Origin of the sequence: Vreelandella zhaodongensis (assembly GCF_013415115.1) — a bacterium.
Taxonomy (GTDB): domain Bacteria; phylum Pseudomonadota; class Gammaproteobacteria; order Pseudomonadales; family Halomonadaceae; genus Vreelandella; species Vreelandella zhaodongensis.
The window spans coordinates 74,969-96,599 of record NZ_JACCDD010000005.1 but is presented as its reverse complement, the minus strand read 5'-3'; the positions used below and the strand labels follow the sequence as shown (position 1 = coordinate 96,599).

At 53.4% G+C, this 21,631-nt stretch carries 22 protein-coding genes; 17 read left to right on the top strand and 5 right to left on the bottom strand.

Going from position 1 to position 21,631, the window contains the following annotated elements; all coding sequences use genetic code 11:
• Positions 1–31: 31 nt before the first annotated feature.
• Both HZS79_RS10180 and HZS79_RS10175 read right to left on the bottom strand, forming a co-directional pair.
• Complete coding sequence (locus HZS79_RS10180; protein ID WP_162218690.1) at positions 32–1,441, bottom strand: PhoH family protein; 1,410 nt, start codon at positions 1,439–1,441, stop codon at positions 32–34.
• Positions 1,442–1,637: 196 nt separating this feature from the next.
• Positions 1,638–2,507: a LysR family transcriptional regulator gene (locus tag HZS79_RS10175; protein WP_179927799.1), complete on the bottom strand. Its 870-nt coding sequence runs from the start codon at positions 2,505–2,507 to the stop codon at positions 1,638–1,640.
• Positions 2,508–2,616: 109 nt separating this feature from the next.
• On the opposite strand from HZS79_RS10175, the gene HZS79_RS10170 reads away from it, so the two are divergent.
• The 7 genes from HZS79_RS10170 to HZS79_RS10140 all read left to right on the top strand — a co-directional run bounded on the left by HZS79_RS10170 (position 2,617) and on the right by HZS79_RS10140 (position 10,238).
• A complete protein-coding gene (locus HZS79_RS10170) occupies positions 2,617–3,480 on the top strand; it encodes a cation diffusion facilitator family transporter (protein ID WP_162218688.1) in 864 nt (287 codons plus the stop codon).
• A 44-nt stretch (positions 3,481–3,524) separates the two neighbouring features.
• A complete protein-coding gene (gene ybaK, locus HZS79_RS10165; protein WP_179927798.1) occupies positions 3,525–4,001 on the top strand; it encodes a Cys-tRNA(Pro) deacylase in 477 nt (158 codons plus the stop codon).
• A 130-nt stretch (positions 4,002–4,131) separates the two neighbouring features.
• A complete protein-coding gene (dbpA, locus tag HZS79_RS10160) occupies positions 4,132–5,529 on the top strand; it encodes an ATP-dependent RNA helicase DbpA (RefSeq protein WP_179927797.1) in 1,398 nt (465 codons plus the stop codon).
• Positions 5,530–5,579: 50 nt separating this feature from the next.
• Positions 5,580–6,437 (top strand): PA4780 family RIO1-like protein kinase, encoded by an 858-nt coding sequence (locus tag HZS79_RS10155; RefSeq protein ID WP_009721536.1) that lies wholly within the window; start codon positions 5,580–5,582, stop codon positions 6,435–6,437.
• A gap of 130 nt (positions 6,438–6,567) precedes the next feature.
• Complete coding sequence (locus HZS79_RS10150) at positions 6,568–7,611, top strand: AbrB family transcriptional regulator (protein ID WP_162218731.1); 1,044 nt, start codon at positions 6,568–6,570, stop codon at positions 7,609–7,611.
• A 42-nt stretch (positions 7,612–7,653) separates the two neighbouring features.
• A complete protein-coding gene (locus tag HZS79_RS10145) occupies positions 7,654–9,528 on the top strand; it encodes an ABC transporter ATP-binding protein (RefSeq protein ID WP_162218685.1) in 1,875 nt (624 codons plus the stop codon).
• Positions 9,529–9,704: 176 nt separating this feature from the next.
• Positions 9,705–10,238 (top strand): NUDIX domain-containing protein, encoded by a 534-nt coding sequence (locus HZS79_RS10140; RefSeq protein ID WP_162218684.1) that lies wholly within the window; start codon positions 9,705–9,707, stop codon positions 10,236–10,238.
• A gap of 1 nt (position 10,239) precedes the next feature.
• On the opposite strand, the gene HZS79_RS10135 is transcribed toward HZS79_RS10140, so the two are convergent.
• Entirely contained in the window at positions 10,240–10,515 is a 276-nt protein-coding gene (locus tag HZS79_RS10135; protein WP_162218683.1) for a hypothetical protein, read from the bottom strand.
• A gap of 141 nt (positions 10,516–10,656) precedes the next feature.
• Here HZS79_RS10135 and HZS79_RS10130 point away from each other — a divergent pair, with 141 nt between their 5' ends.
• Both HZS79_RS10130 and HZS79_RS10125 read left to right on the top strand, forming a co-directional pair.
• On the top strand, positions 10,657–11,832 hold the full coding sequence (locus HZS79_RS10130; protein WP_179927796.1) for a hypothetical protein: 1,176 nt from the start codon (positions 10,657–10,659) through the stop codon (positions 11,830–11,832).
• Positions 11,833–11,840: 8 nt separating this feature from the next.
• Positions 11,841–12,671: a mechanosensitive ion channel family protein gene (locus tag HZS79_RS10125; RefSeq protein ID WP_179927795.1), complete on the top strand. Its 831-nt coding sequence runs from the start codon at positions 11,841–11,843 to the stop codon at positions 12,669–12,671.
• Between the two features lie 105 nt (positions 12,672–12,776).
• Here HZS79_RS10125 and HZS79_RS10120 read toward each other — a convergent pair whose 3' ends face one another.
• Entirely contained in the window at positions 12,777–13,508 is a 732-nt protein-coding gene (locus tag HZS79_RS10120; protein WP_162218680.1) for a YebC/PmpR family DNA-binding transcriptional regulator, read from the bottom strand.
• A gap of 189 nt (positions 13,509–13,697) precedes the next feature.
• Here HZS79_RS10120 and HZS79_RS10115 point away from each other — a divergent pair, with 189 nt between their 5' ends.
• Both HZS79_RS10115 and HZS79_RS10110 read left to right on the top strand, forming a co-directional pair.
• Complete coding sequence (locus tag HZS79_RS10115) at positions 13,698–14,318, top strand: LysE family translocator (protein WP_179927794.1); 621 nt, start codon at positions 13,698–13,700, stop codon at positions 14,316–14,318.
• 73 nt (positions 14,319–14,391) lie between these two features.
• Positions 14,392–14,877, top strand: coding sequence for a glutathione peroxidase (locus tag HZS79_RS10110; protein WP_162218678.1), 486 nt, complete (start codon positions 14,392–14,394; stop codon positions 14,875–14,877).
• A gap of 6 nt (positions 14,878–14,883) precedes the next feature.
• Here the strand turns inward: HZS79_RS10110 and HZS79_RS10105 are convergent, their stop codons facing one another.
• The gene (locus tag HZS79_RS10105; protein ID WP_162218677.1) at positions 14,884–15,267 is read right to left on the bottom strand and encodes a DUF7079 family protein; all 384 of its coding nucleotides are present in this window, start codon (positions 15,265–15,267) and stop codon (positions 14,884–14,886) included.
• Between the two features lie 158 nt (positions 15,268–15,425).
• Between HZS79_RS10105 and fabV the strand changes: the two genes are divergently transcribed.
• The 6 genes from fabV to astA all read left to right on the top strand — a co-directional run bounded on the left by fabV (position 15,426) and on the right by astA (position 21,544).
• Positions 15,426–16,631: an enoyl-ACP reductase FabV gene (gene fabV / locus HZS79_RS10100; RefSeq protein WP_162218676.1), complete on the top strand. Its 1,206-nt coding sequence runs from the start codon at positions 15,426–15,428 to the stop codon at positions 16,629–16,631.
• A gap of 69 nt (positions 16,632–16,700) precedes the next feature.
• The gene (locus HZS79_RS10095; protein ID WP_162218675.1) at positions 16,701–16,916 is read left to right on the top strand and encodes a hypothetical protein; all 216 of its coding nucleotides are present in this window, start codon (positions 16,701–16,703) and stop codon (positions 16,914–16,916) included.
• Between the two features lie 207 nt (positions 16,917–17,123).
• Positions 17,124–18,098, top strand: a complete 975-nt coding sequence (locus HZS79_RS10090; protein ID WP_179927793.1) for a GlxA family transcriptional regulator — start codon at positions 17,124–17,126, stop codon at positions 18,096–18,098.
• Positions 18,099–18,198: 100 nt separating this feature from the next.
• A complete protein-coding gene (locus HZS79_RS10085) occupies positions 18,199–19,413 on the top strand; it encodes an aspartate aminotransferase family protein (protein WP_162218674.1) in 1,215 nt (404 codons plus the stop codon).
• A gap of 35 nt (positions 19,414–19,448) precedes the next feature.
• A complete protein-coding gene (locus tag HZS79_RS10080) occupies positions 19,449–20,513 on the top strand; it encodes an arginine N-succinyltransferase (protein ID WP_162218673.1) in 1,065 nt (354 codons plus the stop codon).
• The gene (gene astA, locus HZS79_RS10075) at positions 20,513–21,544 is read left to right on the top strand and encodes an arginine N-succinyltransferase (RefSeq protein ID WP_162218672.1); all 1,032 of its coding nucleotides are present in this window, start codon (positions 20,513–20,515) and stop codon (positions 21,542–21,544) included. The genes HZS79_RS10080 and astA overlap by 1 nt, the downstream gene beginning before the upstream one ends.
• Positions 21,545–21,631 lie beyond the last annotated feature (87 nt).

Genomic DNA, 21,631 nt, shown 5'->3' with positions numbered 1-21,631 from the left:
TCTGGTGGCGGTTTGTGTCGCTGTCGCAGTTTTACAGCAGCTCCTCGGCGGCCAGCGCCAAACGCGAACGTTCAACGCTTTTTAGAGTGATGTGTCCCGCGTGGGGCCAATCTCTAAAGCGCTCCACCACGGCGGCCAATCCGCAGGTGTTAGCGGTTAAGTAGGGGGTGTCAATTTGCCCAACGTTGCCTAGGCAGACAATTTTAGTATTCCGGCCCGCTCGGGTAACCAGCGACTTTAGCTGTTTAGGGGTGAAGTTTTGTGCCTCATCGATAATTAAAAACGTATCGTTTAGGGTGCGACCGCGCATGAAGCTGGGCGAGCGGATTTGCACGCGTGAACCAATCAGTTGCCGAGTTGCTCCGTTGTCCCAGCTAGACTCTCCCTCCTCGTTACGCAGCAGGTTGTCCATATTGTCGTGGAACGCCCCCATCCACGGTGACATTTTCTCCTCTTCAGTGCCCGGTAGAAAGCCGATATCTTCACCCATGGGAATTGGTGCGCGGGTAAAGACAATGCGTTCAAACAGTTTGGCATCGAGTGTTTGCTGGAAGGCTGCCGCTAGCGTCATAAAGGTTTTGCCAGTGCCCGCGTTACCGGCAATGGTGACAAAGTCTATATCCGAATCCATTAACAGATTAAGCGTGAAATTCTGGCGGCTGTCGTGGGCGTGAACGCCCCAAACGCCAGCATGGTGGCGGTAATTCGTTAATAGCTGCAGTCGGGCGGATGACGGTGACAGCTCACGCACAATGGCCTCAAACTCAGCGCCATTCTCACTATCGGATACCAGCATGCCAACATGCCATTGGCGGGGCATATCACCGCTTAGTTGGTAAAAAGTGTGATGCCCTACACGTTCTACCGTTACCTCAACATTAAGCGCTTCCCAAAGCGAGGTTCCATCATGTCCTGCTGCGGCGTAAACCTGAGCACCTTCAATCATTGCATCGCTGTCGGAGAAGGCGCGGTCGTTCAGGTAATCTTCCACCGGTACTTTCAGCGCGGCGGCTTTCACCCGCAGGTTAATATCCTTGGTAATTAGGATGACTGACGCATCGGGGCGCTCATCGCGTAGCCGACAGGTCTCTGCCAAAATGCGGTTGTCTGGGCTGCTGTCTAACGCATCAAAGGGTTTTAAGTCGTTGTAACACAAAAAGTGTAGGCGACCCGATTCACCACTAATGCGGGGAATAGGAATGCCTTTCTGAATTTCATCGAAGGTGACTTGGTTGGTCAGGTCGGAAAGCGTGCGGCTAATTTGCCGCGCCGTGCGGGCAATCTCTTTGATGCCATTTTTGTGCTTGTCTAGCTCCTCAAGCACGGTCATGGGGATAACAACGTCGTGCTCATCAAAATGGTAGAGCGCGGCGGGGTCGTGGATAAGGACATTCGTGTCTAGGACATACAGCCTAGTCGCTTTCTTATCGAGTCGTACCATCGTGGAAACTACTCCTCAGTTGACGGCAACATCGACACTGGCAGATGCACTTTACACTTAGATGACACTCACCTGTGCCGGTTCTCTAGCGTGTCCTTTTGATCTCCTTATGTAGCACTTTTTTACAGGTTCTTTAACAGAGTGGAAGGCGTAAGCAGTTTTTTCCACTGCTCTATTTCAACGCTCTTACAAAGCATCAACGAGTAGTACCTAAAAAGCGTGATACCTTCGTCAACAGCGCGGTGGCGACCACTCCAAGGCTTTCACCTTCCACATAGCGATAATAATGGCTATCTAATGTCAGGTCGTGGTTCAGGGCACATAGCTGATGTGTTGCTAGCGCTTCTTTCACGAGTGGGAAGGGGAGTATCGCCCACCCCGTGACGTTGATAGCTGCATCGCGGATAACTTCAAACATGGTTAAGCCAAGATAATTGGTCGAAAAAAGCGCTTCGCTGACCAGCTTATCGCCCTGATCGTAGGTTAGGCACACTTGAGTGTACTGCGCTAGGTCATCTCGGGTGACATTGGGCAAGCGGCTAAGCGGGTGCTCGGGGGCTGCGACTAGGCACATACTCACTGGGGCAAGGTTGCTTGCATTAACATCGGCTCCTTCGGCGGTATACAAGCCAAAGGCAATATCCACTGTTTGGCGCAGCACAAACTGAGGGTGCTCTTGGGGCGGTAATAGATAAACCGAGATGGCTGTCAACGGGTAGCGCTGCTTTAAATCGTGCATCACCTGCCGCCAGAACGCCTCGGGAAGCGCATCGTCTCTGGCGATGCAGAGTTGATTTTCGACGCCCTGCATATGCTGCTGACAATGCTTTTTGATTCGACTAGCGCTAGTTAGCAAGCGATAGCAGTCTGGCAATACACTCTCGCCAACTGCCGTAAGCTGCAAGCTATTGCCAGAGCGCTCGAATAGCGCGACTCCCAGGCTATCTTCCAACGCATTGACGGCAGCGCTTAGGGTGCCGCGCTTGATACCTGTATGCCGAGCGGCAGCGGCAAATGAGCCGTGCTCAGTCACATCGATAAACGCTTGTACCTGTTCTGCTCGCATGGAGAGCCTCTGGTTGAGTGCCAAAATATTTAGCGCTGAGCGATTGGATAAACGTTAGTTTACTCACTATTATCGCCTGCGTTGAATACACTTAACTGGAGTAATACGCGTGACCCCCTTCGTAGCAGAGCGCCGCGCGCTTAGACTTTCTGCCGTTTTTGCCAGCCTGCTGGCCTTTACTGGCCTTGTGCTTGGGCTGGCCAGCGGCTCAGTCACCATTTTATTTGATAGTGGTTATTCGCTATTGAGTTTAGCCCTGGTATTGCTTTCACTGTTAGCCCTTAAGCAGGCACGTAAACCAGCGGACGACCGCTATCCTTTTGGGCGGCTAACGGTAGAGCCGCTGGCAGTGCTGCTCAAAGGTGTGATGATTGCATTAGTGTGTCTTTTTTCACTGGTGTCTGCCTTGTGGATCCTTGTGCAGGGTGGGCGTTTAGTGACGCTTGATCTGGCACTGATATTTGGTGTGGTTAACGTTATTGGTTGTTTGGTGATCTGGTGGTTGCTACACCGCTACGCCAAAATTAGTCGCTCATCCCTGCTGGAAGCGGAGCTACGTCAATGGCAAATGGATACGTGGCTAAGTGCCGCTGTCTTGCTCGGCTTTTTACTAACCTGGGCACTGACACAGACACCCTGGGCAAACTTGGCGCGTTTTGCTGACCCTGTCATGGTGCTGATTATCGCAGGCTATTTTCTACCGATGCCGATTCGTATGATGCGGGGGGCGCTGCGTGAATTAATGTTCGGCGAGCCGCTGGGGCATGTGCGTCGGGAGATGGTACAGCACATGGCAGACTTCGATATTACTGATGGCGATGTACGCTTAGCCCAGGTGGGCAGTTTCCTAATGATTGATATTCAATTAGACAAGCAGAAAATGGAAGACGCAGACAATATTGTTGAAAGCGTTGAACAGCACTGCACGCTGCGTAATTTGCGTCCTGTGACCAGTATTACACTCGTTACATAATGCTCTTTCCAGACTGGCTGATGGCGTTAACTTAAGAGAACCTCATGACACCGGCGATCAATAGTGCGAAACACGCAGGCATTGCGTTTCAACTCCATGAGTACCACCTCGATGCTGCTGCTCAATCGTATGGAATTGAGGCGGCTGAAAAACTAGGGGTTGCTGCTGAACAAGTGTTTAAGACGCTAGTGGTCAAGTTAGATGGCAGGCAGCTCGCGGTCGGTATCGTTCCAGTCAATAGTCAGTTGGGCCTTAAGCAGTTGGCGAGAGCCGCGGGCGCGAAGAAAGCCACGATGGCGTTACCGGAAGAAGTGGAGCGCTCCACAGGCTATGTGCTGGGCGGTGTCAGCCCGTTAGGCCAGAAAAAGCGCTTGCCAACCTTTATTGATGACTCAGCGCGAACCTTTTCGACACTCTATGTCAGTGCTGGGCGACGTGGGCTGGAGATTGAGTTGGCCCCTAGTGACCTTGCAGCGTTATGTCAGGGGCATTTTACAGCGCTGGCAACCACACTATCCTAATATAAAGAGGCTAGCAGCCAAGCCGCTTTACCGTCGCCGATGCTTGTAGCAAGGCAGGGTGCGGCACTTTCTGGTATGGTGCTTCACATTATAGGTTTGCTGGGCAATATAGCCCCTTCAGGATAATTTTGTGTCTGACACTTCTTTTGCATCGCTGGCGCTTTCTCCTGCGCTTTTAACCAACTTAGATTCCCTTGGCTATCACGCAATGACGCCCGTGCAGGCGCAGAGCTTGCCACCGATGTTGGCGGGCCGCGATGTGTTGGCCCAGGCAAAAACGGGATCAGGAAAAACCGCTGCCTTTGGTTTGGCACTGCTCGCGGAGTTGCGCGTAGAAGCGTTTGCTGTACAGGGTCTTGTGCTCTGTCCCACCCGAGAGCTTGCCGACCAGGTGGCTGATGAGCTGCGCCGTTTAGCGCGTGGGTTGCCCAACGTTAAAGTGCTTACCCTGTGTGGCGGTGCGCCTTTCGGGCCGCAGTTGGGATCCCTGGAACATGGCGCCCATATTGTCGTGGGCACGCCAGGGCGTATCGATGAGCACTTGCGCAAAGGCTCTCTTACGCTGGGGTCACTCACCACTTTGGTACTTGATGAAGCTGATCGTATGCTCGATATGGGCTTTCAAGCCACCATTGATGCGATCATTGCTGAGACGCCCGCCGATCGCCAAACGCTGCTGTTTAGCGCGACCTTCCCGGATGATCAGGCGTCCGGTGGCCTTGCCACCATGACCCGTGGTGTTATGCGTGAGCCAGTGATGGTCAAAGTGGCCGAGGTTCACGATGCCACTACCATTGATCAACACTTCTATGAAGTTGCCAACGAAGAGGCGCGTTTCGCGGCTCTTCAACAGCTGCTGTTGGTTTATCGGCCAGCGACCAGCGTGGTGTTTTGCAACACCAAGCGCGAAACTCAAGCAGTGGCTGAGCAACTGGTTGATGCTGGCTTTAGCGCTGTGGCGCTCAACGGGGATTTAGAACAGAAAGATCGTGATCGTCGCCTGATTCTGTTTGCCAATCAGAGTGCGTCTATTTTGGTGGCTACCGATGTTGCTGCGCGTGGTTTGGATATTGCCCAATTAGATGCGGTGTTTAACTATCAGATTGCCCGTGAGCTTGATGTTCATGTGCATCGGGTCGGGCGCACCGGGCGTGCTGGGGCTAGCGGCATCGCCTGTACGCTAGTCACGCCTAAAGAGCATTATCGGCTAGAGCGGCTGGAAGGCTTGCTGGAACAACCGATTACCACGGAACCTTTGCCGAAACCCCAGCATTCAGTGCCGTTTGAACCGCCTATGGCAACGCTACAGCTGGCGGGCGGTAAGAAAGACAAGTTACGCCCGGGTGATATCCTGGGAGCGCTGACCAGTGAAGGTGGCCTGCGTGGCGACCAGGTAGGCAAAATTAAAGTGCTGGCCCGCAGTGCCTATGTGGCGGTGGAGCATGGCGCCGTTCAGAAAGCTCAGGCCAAACTTGAACGTGACAAACTCAAAGGACGCGCTTTCCGCGTTCGCCGCATTCGCTATTGATCGATTAATGATTGTGCACAGATAGTAAAGAGGAGCCGACGCAGCTAACCATGAAAATCCCTAAGCGATTACAGCCCCTGGTCGATGATGGAATGATCGACGAGGTGCTGGTGCAGTTAATGAGTGGTAAAGAGGCGCAGGTGTATGTTGTGCGCTGCGGTGAAGAGGTACGTTGCGCTAAGGTCTTTAAAGAGGCCAAACAGCGTAGCTTTAAACAGGCTGTGCAATACCAGGAAGGGCGTAAAGAGCGCAATAGTCGTCGTTCGCGTGCCATGGCCAAAAAGACCCGCTATGGACAAAAAGAGCAGGAACAGGCGTGGCTGAATGCGGAAGTTGATGCGCTATATCGTCTTGCTGCCGCTGATGTACGTGTGCCTGAGCCCCATGGTTTTGTTGATGGCGTGCTGCTCATGGAAATGATCAGCGATGCTGATGGGAATGTAGCACCGCGCCTGGATGAAGTGACCTTAACCGAGGAGCAAGCGCTTCGCTATCACGCCAAAGTGATTCAAGACGTGGTGCGAATGCTGTGCGCAGGCCTGATCCACGGCGACTTATCGGAATTCAACGTGCTGGTTGATGCCGAAGGGCCGGTGATTATCGATTTACCCCAGGCGGTGGATGCAGCGGGTAACAACAGTGCGGCGGCGATGCTAGAGCGTGATGTCGATAATATGCGCGCCTACTTTGGTCGTTTCGCGCCGGAGCTTCTCACCACCCACTATGGTAAAGAAATGTGGGCCTTGTATGAAGCGGGCAAGCTGCACCCCGATAGCAAGCTGACTGGCCATTTTGAACTGGATAGCCACATTGCCAATGTCGATGAGCTATTGGAAGTGATTGACGACGCTATTGAGGAAGAAGCCGATCGACAGGCGCGTATTCGCGGTGACGAGGACGAGGATTAAGTTTAGAAACACCCAGCGCTACGAAAGCCCTAAATTCCCCCTCTAGTGGTAAACTAACGTCTACGCTTAGCAGGTTAACAATTGCGTTTGAACGTTAGATGTTAGGGGAGAGGAGAGTGTGAAGGGGAGCGTGAAGGGCATTCGCGTCAGCGCAGAAAGTGCAAAGGGGCTTGTCACGTCGCTTGCCGTAGGCGCAGTAGGCGGTGTCGTTTTTCATCTCACCGGTTTGCCGCTTGCCTGGATGCTAGGCCCGCTGATCGCCAATTTATTGATATCAGCGAAAGGCATCAATGTGAGCGTTCCTGAGCCGCTGCGCAATGTGTTCTTAGCGGTGATGGGGCTGGTGTTGGGCAGTCAAGTAACGCCTCAGCTTGCCCACCGTGTGCTGGACTGGCCTATTTCGGCAGCCCTTTTGCTGTTAGGTGTTGCGGCATCCACCGCCGTGGCATCGGTGTGGTATCGTCGCTGTGGCTTCGACCCCGTCAGCGCATGGTTTGGGGCTGCTCCTGGTGCCATGACCGCGATGATACTGCTTGGCGACAAATGCGGCGGCGACCCTCAGCGCATTGCCATTGCCCAATCACTGCGAATTATTTTAGTCATTCTTTTTCTTCCCCCTCTATTCTGGGCATTTGAAGGTGGTGAAAACGCCATTGAGCCTGCCCGCTCTGCGTTTGAGCACGGTTGGATGCTGCTCTCTATACCTCTCCTGTTGCCGCTGGGCCGAAGGTTACGGATGCCGAGCCCAGCGTTGCTGGCACCTTTGCTGATGGCTGCCCTGTTATCCGGTTTTGATATTGCCAGCCTTGCTCTACCTGAGTGGGGGATGAATGTGATGCTGTGGGTGCTGGGCAGCGCTATTGGTTCACGCTTTCAAGGCATGACGCGCAAGCTGTTTGGTCGCTATTTATGGCAGTCAGGGGTAGCCACGTTACTGGCGTTAATGGTGCTCGCTATTTTTGCCGAGTTAATTCACCAAACAGTAGGCGTGGGGCGTGATGTGGCACTGTTAGCGCTCGCACCAGGTGGCATTGGCGAAATGGCCATTCTTGCCGTAGCGCTCAACATTGATCCGGTGTTTGTAGCGTTTCATCACTTACTGCGCATGGTCACACTGATGGTCCTAGCCCCTTTCTGGGCACGTTGGCTATTGCGCCGTCCATCTTCTTCTTAAAGACGTTTACGTCTGTCTACCAGGGTAACGAAAGGACCTTCTATGTTGTCACGTATGCTAGCGCCGCTGTTCCGTTACTTTGAAACGCGGGTGAACCCCTATCCTGAAGGAGAGGTTGCCACGCCACCTAAGGGGTTGTTGCCGTTTATTTGGCATTTTTCGCGCCCCGTATGGCCGTGGCTGTTGCTGATGTCGGTAGCGACTGCCCTGGTTTCCGCGGCGGAGGTGGTGTTTTTTAGCTATATGGGCGATTTGGTTGATTGGTTGGGTAACGTAGAACGAGCGAATTTTTGGTCGAATCATGGCCTTTGGTTGGCGGGGGTCGGTTTGATGGTGATTATCGGCTTACCGCTGCTGGTGCTCGTACAATCACTGGTTACCCATCAAAGTATCTTTGGTAACTACCCGATGATTGGTCGCTGGTTATCGCATCGTCATATGCTAAGCCAGAGCTTGGCCTTCTATCAGGATGAGTTTGCCGGTCGAGTGTCGCAAAAAGTAATGCAAACGGCGTTGGCCATCCGTGAGACCGTCACCAAAGTGATGGATCTGCTGGTTTACGCCATTGTGTACTTCACTGGAGCGGCGATTTTGCTAGGCCGTGCAGACCCTTGGTTATTGCTGCCGCTGGGGCTTTGGTTGGCGGGCTATTTAGGCATTATGCGCTTCTTCGTGCCGCGTTTGCGCGACGTCTCAATGGCTCAGGCCGATGCCCGTGCCCAAATGACGGGGCGTGTAGTTGATAGCTACAGCAATATTCAAACGATCAAGCTGTTCGCCGACACCCAACGTGAACAGAGCTACGCTAAGGATGCCATGCAAGGCTTTATGGGCACCGTGCATCGTCAAATGCGGCTAGTCACCATCATGAGCGTTTGCTTAACCCTGATTAATACGCTGCTGCTGGTGGGAACGGCGGGCATGGCGATCAGTGCCTGGTATTTTGACGCTATTTCCCTTGGCGTTTTAGCGATTGCGATTGCCTTGGTAATGCGTATCCGCTTTATGTCGGACTGGATTTTATGGGAAGTGGCCGGTCTGTTTGAAAACATTGGTACGGTGCAGGATGGCATGAATACCATCGCCCAGGAGCCTACGATCAAAGATGCGCCGAATGCCAAAGCGCTTGCGGTGCCCAAAGGCGAGATTGTGTTTGATGCGCTGCGCTTTCAGTACGCTCAAGCTAAAGGGGAGAGCAAACATGTTTTTGACGGCCTTAGCCTGACGATTAAACCCGGCGAAAAAATCGGCCTGATAGGCCGTTCCGGGGCGGGGAAATCCACCCTGGCAAACTTATTGCTGCGCTTTTATGACTTACAAGGCGGGCGTATCTTGATCGACGGGCAGAATATTGCCGACGTCACTCAGACCTCATTGCGTCATCAGATTGGCATGGTCACCCAGGATACCTCACTGCTGCACCGTTCGCTGCGGGACAATATTCGTTATGGTAGCCCCCATGCCAGTGATGACGATGTGTGGCAGGCGGTGTGCCGCGCCCACGCAGATACGTTTATCAACGAGTTGGTCGACCCCAAAGGGCGGCGCGGTTTAGACGCCCACGTAGGTGAGCGCGGCGTGAAACTATCCGGTGGTCAGCGACAGCGTATTGCCATTGCCCGCGTACTACTTAAAAATGCGCCGATTTTAGTGCTGGATGAAGCGACATCGGCGTTGGATTCCGAAGTGGAAGCCGCGATTCAAGAACAACTCGATTCGCTGATGGAAGGCAAAACAGTGATCGCCATTGCCCATCGGCTTTCTACCATTGCGATGCTTGACCGGCTAATTGTGGTCGATGAAGGTCGCATGGTGGAAAGCGGCACGCACCAGGAGCTGCTGGCACATAACGGCATTTACGCCAGCTTGTGGCAGCGCCAATCCGGGGGCTTTTTGGGGCATGACCTAGAGCCCTAAAAAACGCTACGAACCCACCATGCTCCTCGGGGTAAGGACTATCTGGCCTGCTCGCTTTAGCAGTAAAACTAGCTGGTGGGAACTCGATATCTGGATATTCGATAGCTGGATATTCGATAGGTGAATAGCAGTGGCCATTTGCGTAGAATGGCTGCTTTTGTTTGCGAGGGTCATTCATGCAGCACCTTGCCCATCTTGTGCATAGCACGTTGCCAACACCGTTTGCCTTGAATGGCATGCGGGTACTAGAGCGCCAAGCCTCTCGAGCCATCGTGACACGTGATGACAGGATATTGCTGCTTTACACCGAGCGCTATGACGACTTCAGCTTTCCAGGCGGTGGTGTAGATCCAGGTGAAAGCCCAGAAGTGGGCCTGCACCGTGAGCTTTATGAGGAGACCGGTGCCCAGGATATTCAAGTCACATCGCATTTTGGTTATGTGACTGAATACACGCCAACCTGGAAGAAACAGTGGGATGTGATGTTTCAAACATCTCACTGGTTTACCTGCCACATTGGCAACACGTTGGGAGAAGCAAAGCTAGAAGATTATGAGGCTGCCAACGGGATGGCAGCAAAATGGGTATCGCTAGAGGATGCGCTTCACCACAACCGTGATGTTATCTCGCGTCAGCCTGCCAGCATGGGGATATCGATTCACCGCGAGACGCTGGTGCTAGAACGTGTTGCCTCTGCGCTGGCAGGTTGATTTATTCAGCGTCGTCGCCTTGACGGCTGTACACAACGCCTTTTACTTCAAGCTCCCAAACGTCTCCATAGGGAACTGTTACGCCTTCAATATCGCCAGGGTCACCGGTGCTATTTTTAATCTGCGTCTCAGGGATTACCTTTAATCCTGTTAAGCCCACGTGCTGGATGCGAGCACTAAACCGATTACCATCGTGGTCGATGAGCACCCGCTCTCCGGCAATACACTTTGAAAGCTTTTCGTTCAGCTCAGCCATTGTGACATTTACAACGCTCATCATCGCCTCCTGCGCATCGTTCTCATATTGGTAAGCTCTTACTTATCAATGACTCTATTCTAGACGATAAGTTCGGCTAGCCCAGTGGAGGTAGTGTGAGGCATGCTACCCCTTATTACCTTCATTATTTTGAGACCGGCTATGTCGAAGCGCTCAACGAAAGCTGCTTTATCGCCATGGGAAGTCGTGGCGCTTGAATCATTCCAGACCCCTGAGCAGACCCAGATCAGCCAGTGGCGGCGAAGCTGGCGGGTGGTCACCGCATGGATGGTGGGTAAAGAGTCCTCAGAGCGCCAAGCTAAGCAAGAGAGTGAGCTGCGCGCCCTTCCTGAAGTAAAGCTGGCTCATTGGGCGCCTGCGATTGATTGGTTACCTACCGCTAACGCCCTTAACAACGTAATGAAAGAGTACCGTGATGCGCCGGTTGTGCTGTTTATCTCACCACCCCATGGAGGCCACGCGTCAGTCGTTAGCCTCTGGGCACAGCAACAAGGCGTGAATTGCCTGCCCATGCCAACCTTTGCAGAGCTTACTGACGGTAGTCTTGAGTGGGTCGAGCGTTGTGGTCATCAGCGTTACTGGGCGATTCCTAGCCTGGAACGGCATTTTTTACGTCATACCCAAGGTTTGCAGGGGGTGCGCGAATTGTTAGAGCGTGCTTTAAGTGGTCGCTTGGGGCAGGGTGTCATTGGCTGTGACAGCTGGACTTATGCTTACCTCCAGCATGCTGTCGGGTTGGAAGGCGTGCCTGTGCTTACCCTTCAAGGATTGGAGGGCAAACAGCTAGCCCATTACTTTGCGGATTTGGCGCGCGATGGCAAATGCCCCCCAGTCTATAGCACGCGTACGGGGAAGCTGATCCTCGCCAATGGCAGCGATGAGTCCACCAGTGGAAAGAACGATGATGTTCATAAGGAACTACAGCGTTTGGCGGCCCACTGTCGAGGGCACTTAGGCATTGCCTGGCACTATTGGCGAGAGCGGTTGCGAGAGCCTGCCGAGCGCTGTAATACAGACGAGCAGCCTCAAGAAGAGCTTTGGTTACTGGATGCGTTAGCAGAGGCAGAACTGCCAGCCGATACCGGCGATGTGGCAACACTGTTACTGCATGCCTTATTAATTCATGGGGGGCTTGAGGATCAGGCGCTGGGTCATGTGTTGCCGTTTTCACATCATGAAGCGCTGAGTGCTCGCTTGGCGCTCGCACGCCAGGGAATTCTTGACTGCCATCAGGGGCGTTGGCAAGTATCCCCACTGAGCTACGCCAGCGTACGGCAGTTGTTGGAATCACGGCACTACCTTGTTGACTCACTTTAGGAAGGCAAATGGACGATCAAGAACAGTACGCTCGGCTGTTTAACGATATCGATAGCCAAGCGTTAGTGGCGCTTGGTGTGATTCTGGTAAGCACAGTTTTATTGATTATTGTCAGCCAGCGGGGGCTCAATTGGCTGGCGAACCGGCTTCATGGTCAGTTGCGGTTCCGAGTGTTTGCATTAGTGCCGCTGACGCGGCTATTAATCTTGGTTGTTGCGCTGGCCATTGCAATCCCTATTGTCATTGAGCCTTCACTGCGCAACATGGTGACGCTGCTTGGGGCGCTTGGCTTGGCGATCGGCTTCGCCTTGAAAGATTACGTGAGTAGCCTGATTGCAGGTGTAGTGTCCGCTGTTGAGCTGCCTTATCGACCTGGGGATTGGGTCAATATTGAGGGCACTTACGGCGAAGTAAAGCACGTTGGAATGCGCACGGTTGAAATTCAAACGCCAGACGATGACTTGGTGTCGGTGCCCCACTTAAAGCTGTGGGACTCGGCTATCTACAACGCCAATAATGGCGGCATCAGCCTTCAGTGTGTTGCAAGCTTCTACCTTCATCCAGAGCATGAAGCTGGCTGGGTGCGTAAAGTACTACGAGATGTCGCACTGACGAGTGCCTATCTTAAGTTTGATAAGCCAATTATCGTAGTGGCGGAAGAGAAGCCATGGGGGACGCATTACCGCATTCGTGCGTACCCCGTTGATCCGCGCCAGCAGTTTTTATTCACCACTGATTTAACTGTGCGTGGTAAGCAAATGCTGAACGCAGCAGGTGTTACGCCTGCGTTGCTGCCACCTAGTACGGCACTGGACTTACAGAGTTCTACTAGCCAATAACCGCAGCTGAACTTTTATATTGGTGGAGGCGCTGGCCGCCAGCAGAAATGCCAGCGGCCGAAGGATGGATTTTCATACCTTGTAATGCATTAACCCAATGGCGGTTTAAGCCGTTTCTTCTGGTAGCTCGGCGCTGTGGAAAACATTTTGAACATCGTCCAGCTCTTCAAGCATGCCGAGTAATTTCTCAAACATCACCACGTCGTCACCTTCGATGGGCGTGGGGGTTTGCGGCAGGAATTGGATCTCGTCAACCTCGAAATCGATCTCGCCGAAAGCGTCCAGTAGCGCTTGTTTGGCTTTGGCGTAATCGGTATGCGGAGCAAAAACCGTGATGCGCGCCTCTTCCTGCTCAATGTCGGTAACATCGACATCGGCTTCCATCAGCGCTTCAAGCACGGCTTCTTCGTCACTACCCGCAAACGAAAAAATTGCGCAGTGATCAAACATGTGGCTAACGCTGCCAGGAGTGCCGATTTTACTTTTGGTTTTGGTAAAGCAGCCGCGCACATCACCAAAGGTACGATTGGGGTTGTCGGTCAAACAGTCGACGATGACCATCACGTTGCCTGGCCCAAAGCCTTCATAGCGCGCTGGAGAAAAGTCTTCGCCGCCTGCGCCGCTGGCCTTATCTAAGGCTTTATCAATGACGTGAGAGGGTACCTGGTCTTTCTTAGCACGCTCCATTAAACCGCGCAGCGCAAGGTTGCCGTTTGGATCTGTGCCGCCTGCTTTAGCACAGACGTAAATTTCACGCCCATACTTGCTATAAACCTTGGTTTTCGCAGCGGCCGTTTTGGCCATGGATTCCTTACGGTTTTGAAACGCCCTACCCATATTGAAGTCCTTTATTAGCCATGAACCGCCTGCATAGCAGGCGTCATCGTTATCAAAAAGGGGGAAATTTTACCCAACAGCGTACCATGCTAACAGCGTTATTTAAGGGGATGGATTTATTCGCTAAACACCTGCATCGCTGGCGTATACTCGTCTATTCTAATATTGCTATCTTTCAAGGAGAGAAAAATGCCGTTGTCACTCTGGCTATCGCTGGCCGCTATTTGCGCCATGGGGGCTATGTCACCAGGGCCAAGTCTTGCGCTAGTGCTGCGCCACACGCTGGGGGGCGGGCGTGTGCCTGGCATGACCGCCGCCCTTTTTCATGCACTGGGTGTGGGGTTTTATGCGCTGCTCACCGTATGGGGCTTAGGAGCGCTTATTGTGCGCCACCCGGAGCTGTTTCAAGTAGTGACATGGCTCGGGGCGGCCTATTTGGCATGGCTTGGCGTAAAGGCCCTTCGGGCAGGTCGAGGCGGTGGGCTATCGCCTGGCGCAGTGGTGACGACGCCACGCCAAGCTGCCAAGGAAGGGGTGTTGGTGGCGCTGGGTAACCCCAAGCTGATCATTTTTTTTGTGGCGCTGCTAAGTCAGTTCGTGACGCCTGACATGAGCATTCTCGCCAAGGCCATTATCGTGGCAACAGCCATTATCATTGATGGCGGCTGGTACGTATTGGTAGCGGTGGGCCTGTCGCATTCACGAGTGCTGCCGTGGCTGCAACGCCATGCTCACTGGATTAATCGAATCACCGGTGTACTGCTTATTGCATTGGCGCTACGCGTTGTGTTGGGGCCGATGAGTGTGTAAACCGCACTGGTGAAACCGCCGCAGGCGTGGCATGGTAAAGCCCATGTGGATGGAGTCATTTAGGGGGCTTGCGATGTCAATTTATGAGCAGGATTGTTACACCCATCAAGGCAAGCCGTTTAACTTACGGGCGCTGCGCGGGCAGGTGCTGCTAATCGTTAATGTGGCCAGCAAGTGCGGCTTCACCCCACAGTTAAAAGAGCTCGAGGGGTTCTACCAGCGTTACCGTGACCGCGGTTTTATGGTACTTGGCTTTCCTTGCAACCAGTTTGGTAAACAGTCGCCAGAAAGTGCGGAAGCGTTTTGTGCCTTCGGGGAGCAGCAGTTTGGTGTGAGCTTCCCGCTCCTGGAAAAAGTCTCGGTAAATGGGCCGAACACGCACCCGTTGTTTGTGTTGCTTAAACGAGAAGCGCCAGGCGTGTTGGGTACCAAAGCTATCAAGTGGAATTTCACCAAGTTTTTGGTGGGTCGCGACGGCAGCGTGGTCGCCCGCTTTGGCCCGAAAGATCACGGGTTATCGCTACGCTTGGCGCTTGAAGCTGCGCTCGATAAAGAGTAGTGATGCCTAACACTCTCCACGCGCGACCATCAGCCGCTGCATTAGTTCTACCCAGCGATGGCGCACCATCATCGTCGTTAGCCCTGAAAACAGTGCCCAGCTTTTGCGTCGCCAGCCTTTCAGGCGCAGGTTGTGGCTCACCAACTGTTTCATTAACTGATAATCATCGAACTTTCGCCATTCGCTGGCGATAGAGAGCTGATGGCGAGACATTACTGGAGCTAGCTCTAGGCGAAAAATCCATTCTAGTTCCTTGAGCGTCAGCCCGTGTTGCTCAATCACTTCTACCATGTGGGCGTAGTCGCGCTCGCGGGGTTCACGATCCAGCCAAAGTGGAGCCAGGGCAAGCCATAGGTCGCCGCGCTCATCGACTAGCTGCTGTGCATTCATGATGGCCTCGTCGGCAAGGTGTGGACAGGCCGCTATCCTGCCGTGAATGGCGAATAAGCTCAAGAGCGGACAGCGCGCGTCGAGACCGCTAGAATACCCCCACTAGCAACTGGCAGTGACATGCTAATAACCAAATCAAACCAATAAAGGGGCTTAATGTGATTATTAAACCAAAAGTGCGAGGCTTTATCTGCACAACGACTCACCCCAAAGGCTGCGAGCAAAATGTTCTCGAACAAATCGAGGCGACTCGAGCGCGTGGCTTAGATAAAAGCCAAGGCCCTAAAAAGGTGCTGGTAATTGGTGCTTCCAGCGGCTACGGCTTGGCCGCTCGTATTACGGCTGCCTTTGGCTATGGCGCTGACACTTTAGGTGTGTTCTTTGAAAAGCCCAGCAGTGAGAAAAAAACCGGCACTGCTGGCTGGTACAACAGCGCCGCGTTTGACAAGTTTGCCAAGCAGGAAGGTCTGTACAGCAAATCGATCAACGGTGATGCGTTCTCTAACGAAGCGCGGGAAAAAGCCATTGAGCTGATCAAACAGGACATGGGAGAGGTTGATCTGGTGGTGTACTCCCTGGCTTCGCCAGTGCGTAAGTTGCCGGATACTGGTGAAGTGAAGCGTTCGAGCCTGAAGCCGATTGGTGAGACCTACCGCGCTACCGCCATTGATACGAATAAAGACGCTATTATCGAAGCGGAGGTCGAGCCTGCCACTCAGCAAGAAATTGACGATACCATCACTGTGATGGGTGGTGAGGACTGGGAGCTGTGGATGAGCGCCTTGGACGAAGCAGGGGTGCTGGCAAAAGGTGCCCGCAGCGTGGCGTTCAGCTATATCGGCACAGAAATCACTTGGCCGATTTACTGGCACGGTGCGTTGGGTAAAGCCAAGGAAGATCTCGATCGCGCCGCCTTCGCTATCGACGCCAAGCTTAAAGCAACAGGCGGCGGTGCCAATGTTGCCGTACTCAAGTCGGTCGTTACCCAGGCCAGCGCGGCGATTCCTGTGATGCCGCTGTATATCGCCATGGTCTACCGCATCATGAAAGAGCAGGGCCTGCACGAAGGTACTATTGATCAATTAAACCGCTTGTTTGGTGAACGCCTTTACTCTGGCCAACATGATGAGATGGTCACCGACGAAAAAGGCCGCCTTCGTCTTGATGACTGGGAACTGCGTGACGACGTACAAAAAGCCTGCCAAGACCTATGGCCGGCCGTCACAACAGAGAACCTATTCGAAATTACCGACTATGCTGGTTATAAGCATGAATTCTTGAAGCTGTTTGGCTTCGAGCGTGATGACGTAGATTACGACGCAGATGTGAACCCTGATGTTCACTTTGATGTCGTTACACTATAGCGTTAAGCGCGACGAGGATCGTTAATCGCCGCGCTTTTGATCATCTAACCGGAAAGCGAGAGGTGGTGTATGGATACCAGGGAAAGCAAAACCCGGGAAGAAGAGAAAGAGCATGTACTTAACCAGCGGCTGCCGGAAGATTTCGACACCGCAGAACCCCAGCAGCAGCCGGAAGCTAAGAAGCCAGCGAAGGGTATGCACAAGATGCTGCCACTGATCATTATCGTCCTTGGGCTGGTCGTGGCTGGTTTTTTGATTCTAGGTGCAGGTAACAGCGGCGGTTAACACTGATTTTGACAAGATCAACTTCCCTCAAAAGTCGCTAATTGAACCTCATTGCCGGGCCTTGCGCCCGGCAATTTGCATTTATGCACCCTATTTTTGCTTAAAAGGTCACGGCGCTGCCTTCACTTGTACAATTGGGTAAGATGGCTTTATTAACAGAAACTTTACCTTCGGTGACGGTGGTTTTATGCAGCAAAGCAGCTTGTTATGTCCTCAAGTACGTTGATGTCATCCACCAGTGAGCGTCGGCGAGTGGCCTTTGTGCTGCTGCCAGGTTTTTCGCTGTTGGCCCATGCGAGCGCGATCGAGCCGCTACAAATGGCTAATCAGCTAAGTGGGCGGATGCTTTATCACACCGTGACGCTTAGTTTGACCGACGAGCCTGTGCGCAGTGGCGCACAGCTTTCACTGATGGCTCAACACGTATTGGGCGAGCCTCTGGGCCCGCTGGATATACTGCTGGTGTGCGCGCCTACACCGCTGCCCTATGCACTGCCCGCCAAACTGAATGAGTGGCTGCGCAGTCACCAGGGCAGAAGCGTGGCCATTGGTGGGCTGGCTGGCGGGACGGAAGTGCTCGCCCGCTGTGGGCTGTTAGAAGGCTACCGTGCGACGCTTCCGTGGCAGCGTTTCGATGCCTTTTCACAGGCTTACCCCCAGGTCACACTATCTCAGCAACTGTTTGAAATCGACCGCGACCGACTAACGTGCGCAGGCGGTACCGCGGCGATGGATATGATGCTGACGCTGATTGGTAAGCATCACGGCCAGCGCCTTGCCGAGCAGGTTTCTGAGCAGTTCGTCTGCGACCGTATCCGTTTAGCTGATGAGCGTCAGCACGTACCGCTGCGTAATCGCCTGGGCCATGCGCCGCAAAGCTTGGTAGATGCCGTTACGCTAATGGAAGCGAATATTGAAGAGCCGCTTTCTACGCTTGAGCTGGCCGAGCACTTAGGTATTTCTCGGCGCCAATTAGAGCGGTTATTTAAGAAGTATCTGCAAGCAGTCCCGAGCCGTTACTACCTGGATTTACGCCTACAAGATGCGCGTAAACAGTTAAGAGAGAGCGATCGCCCAGTAGGTGATATCGCACTGATGACCGGATTCTCATCCGGCGCGCACTTTTCCACGGCCTACCGCAACCATTTTGGCATTACGCCACGTGAAGAGCGGCTTGGATAAGCGCAGCTTTTCATAATTTACCGTCCCAATACTGAAAGCACGGCGTCTATCGCCCCCCGTATACTGAATCTATCCTTTACTCCACCGGAGGTATCGTCCCATGAGTTACACCCCAAGCCGTCAGGATTTCGATCACTACATGACGCCCAACTACGCACCACAGCAAATTATCCCGGTACGTGGTGAAGGCAGCCGCTTGTGGGATCAACAGGGACGTGACTATATCGACTTTGCCGGCGGTATTGCTGTTAACTCGTTAGGCCACTGCCACCCTGTGCTGGTGAATGCGTTAAAAGAGCAGGGTGAAAAGCTTTGGCACCTGTCTAACGTATTTACTAACGAACCAGCGTTGGCACTTGCCAAAACACTCACTGAACGCACGTTCGCTGATAAAGTTTTCCTATGCTCTTCTGGCGGCGAAGCTAACGAAGCCGCGCTGAAGCTAGCCCGCCGCTGGGCGGTAGATAACCATGGTGAGCACAAAGATAAAATCATCTCGTTTTATCAATCCTTCCATGGCCGCACCTTCTTCACGGTGAGCGTGGGTGGTCAGCCCAAGTACTCTCAAGGTTTTGGCCCCGTGCCTGGCGGCATTCTGCACGCCAATTTCAACGACCTGGAAAGTGTCCGCAAGCTTGTGGGCGACGACACTTGCGCCATTATGGTAGAGCCCATGCAGGGCGAGGGCGGTATCGTTCCCGCGACCCAAGAATTCCTTCAGGGGCTACGCGACCTGTGCGACGAGCACAACGCGCTGCTGATTTTCGATGAAGTCCAAACGGGCGTTGGCCGCAGCGGCGAACTTTATGCCTACAAGAACTTCGGGATTACGCCCGATATTTTGACCAGCGCCAAATCGCTGGGTGGCGGCTTCCCTGTTGGAGCCACCTTGACTACGGATGCGATTGCGAAATCTTTAGCGATTGGTACCCACGGATCCACCTACGGTGGCAATGCTTTGGCGTCGGCAGTCGCACTGGCCACAGTGGAGTTCATTGACACTCCTGAGGTGCTCAACGGCGTTAAGCATCGTCACGACCTGTTCCGTGAACATTTAGAAACCATTAACCGCAAACATGGCGTGTTTAAAGAAATTCGCGGCATGGGAATGCTCATGGGCGCACAAATGTCGGATGCCTTCGAAGGCCGTGCCAAAGATATTTTACCGCTGGCCATTGAAGAGGGCGTGATGGCACTGATTGCGGGTCCTAACGTACTACGCATGGCGCCGTCTTTAGTCATTCCAGAAGAAGATATTGCTGAGGGTATGGCGCGTCTAGAGCGTGCTATTGAGCGGCTAGTTGCCAGCGCATGAATAGGCAAGAAGCCACACAAGAGGGGGCGTTAAGGATGCTGGTAATCCGACCGGTAACAATGGCTGACCTTCCAGCCCTGGAGCAGTTGGCAGAGCACGCGGTGCCGCGGCTCACCAACCTGCCCGCCAACCGTGATCGGCTTGAGGAGCGCATTGTGCGCTCCCAGGAAGCCTTTAACAGTGAAATAGAATTTCCTGGTAACGAGCACTACATGTTCGTACTGGCGGATGATGATCGTGAGGAAGTACTAGGCACGGCCACTATTCGCGCCCAGGCCGGCGCAGCGGAAGCCTATTACACCTACCGCCAGGAAACGCTGATTCATGCTTCTCAGCAGTTGAATGTGCGCCGGGAAGTGCAAACCTTGGCGCTTTCTCATGAAGCCTCGGATGCCACACTGCTTTGCGCGCTATCGCTTAACCCGCGCTACAAAGGCACCAGTGCAGAAAGTCTGTTACGCCGTGCGCGACTAATGTTCATTGCTCAATACCCCGAGCGTTTTTCACGCATTCTGGCGGTAGCATTTCCGGGCTACCTGGATAGCAAAAACGAATCCCCTTTTTGGGAAAGTGTCGGTCGTCACTTTTTTGCCCGCAGCTTCCAAGAGATGAACCACATCGCTGGCGTTCGCTCGAAAAGCTTTATTGCTGAAGTGATGCCGCAGTTTCCGCTTTATCTACCGCTGCTGACGCCTCAGGCGCGCGCTGCCATTGGTCGAGAACACCCCGCCCATGAAGACGCGCTAGCAGAGATGCTAGCAGAAGGCTTTGTGCGCTCTCGCCATGTCGATATTTTCGACGCAGGACCGATTGTAAAAGCCGAGCGCGAGCGGTTGGAAACCTTCCGGCGCGCTGCCTGGCATCCGGTTAGGGTGCGTCCTGAGCACGCGCTGCCCGATGCAGAACCAGCGATGATTGCCAACCAAACCCTAGGCGATTTCCGCTGTATTGTGGCGCGTTATGCACTTTCACCTACTGGGCAATTGATGCTTTCGCCGCAGCATGCTGAGCGCTTAGGTGTAGAAGAGGGACGCGCGGTGCTGGCAGCGCCGCTAACCTTGCCAAGCGCGGTAGATGCGCTCGATGAAGGAGAGATGTAATGCGCATTCGACCCATTGCCCGTGACGATTTGGATGGGCTCCAGGCACTTGCGCAGCAGGCAGGCGTTGGCTTTACCTCACTGCCAGATAATCGCGAGTTTTTGGCTGGAAAAATTGAAGCCGCTGCCCGTGCCTTTGAAGAGCGTACGCCGGTTAACGATCGACTCTACTTCTTTGTACTAGAAGATGAGCAGAATGGAGAGCTGGCAGGTTGCTGTGCCATTGAAGGTCAGGTAGGTCGTGAAGTGCCATTTTACAATTACCGGCTTGGCACCTTGGCACACTCTTCAGTGCAATTAGATTTGCACCGCACGATCGACACGCTATTTTTAAGCTCCGATCACACCGGTGATGCCGAGGTGTGTTCGCTGTTTTTACGTCCTGAATATCGCGGCGAAGCGAATAAACATCTACGCAATGGTGCGCTTCTTTCCAAAGCGCGCTGGTTGTTTATTGCACAGTTTCGTGACCGCTTTCCGCAGAAAATATTGGCGGAAATGCGCGGTGTGTTTGATGAACATAACACCAGCCCCTTTTGGGAAAGTCTGGGTAAGCACTTCTTTCCCATGGACTTTAACGAAGCCGATCGGTTAACCGGTTTGGGGCAAAAAAGCTTTATCGGCGAGCTGATGCCTAAGTTTCCGATCTACACCACCTTTATGTCGGAAGAGGCGCGCGCCTGCATTGGCCAAGTACATCGCCATACTCGTCCTGCGTTAGAAATGCTCAAGAAAGAAGGGCTGCGCTGGGAAGGCTATGTCGATATTTTCGATGGTGGCCCCACGGTGGAAGCCTACATTGACGATGTGCGGGCGATTCGTAATTCACGGCTCTACCAGGTAGAGGTTTCTCAAAGCGCACCAGACGAAAGCGTTAGCCGCTGGCTGGCAGCCACTACTGAGATGCTTAACTTCACCGCCAGTTGGATAGGCCGCGCGCCCACCCAGGAAAACACCATCGTGCTTAACCAGCAAGAAGCCGATCGCCTGGGCGTGACGACGGGTGACCACGTTCGTTTGTTAGAAACCTAGCTCTTCAAAACAACGCTTCACGACAGCTTTTCAAAACAGCTTTTCAGAACAGCTTTTCAGAACAAGTACGTATAACAAGCACGCATA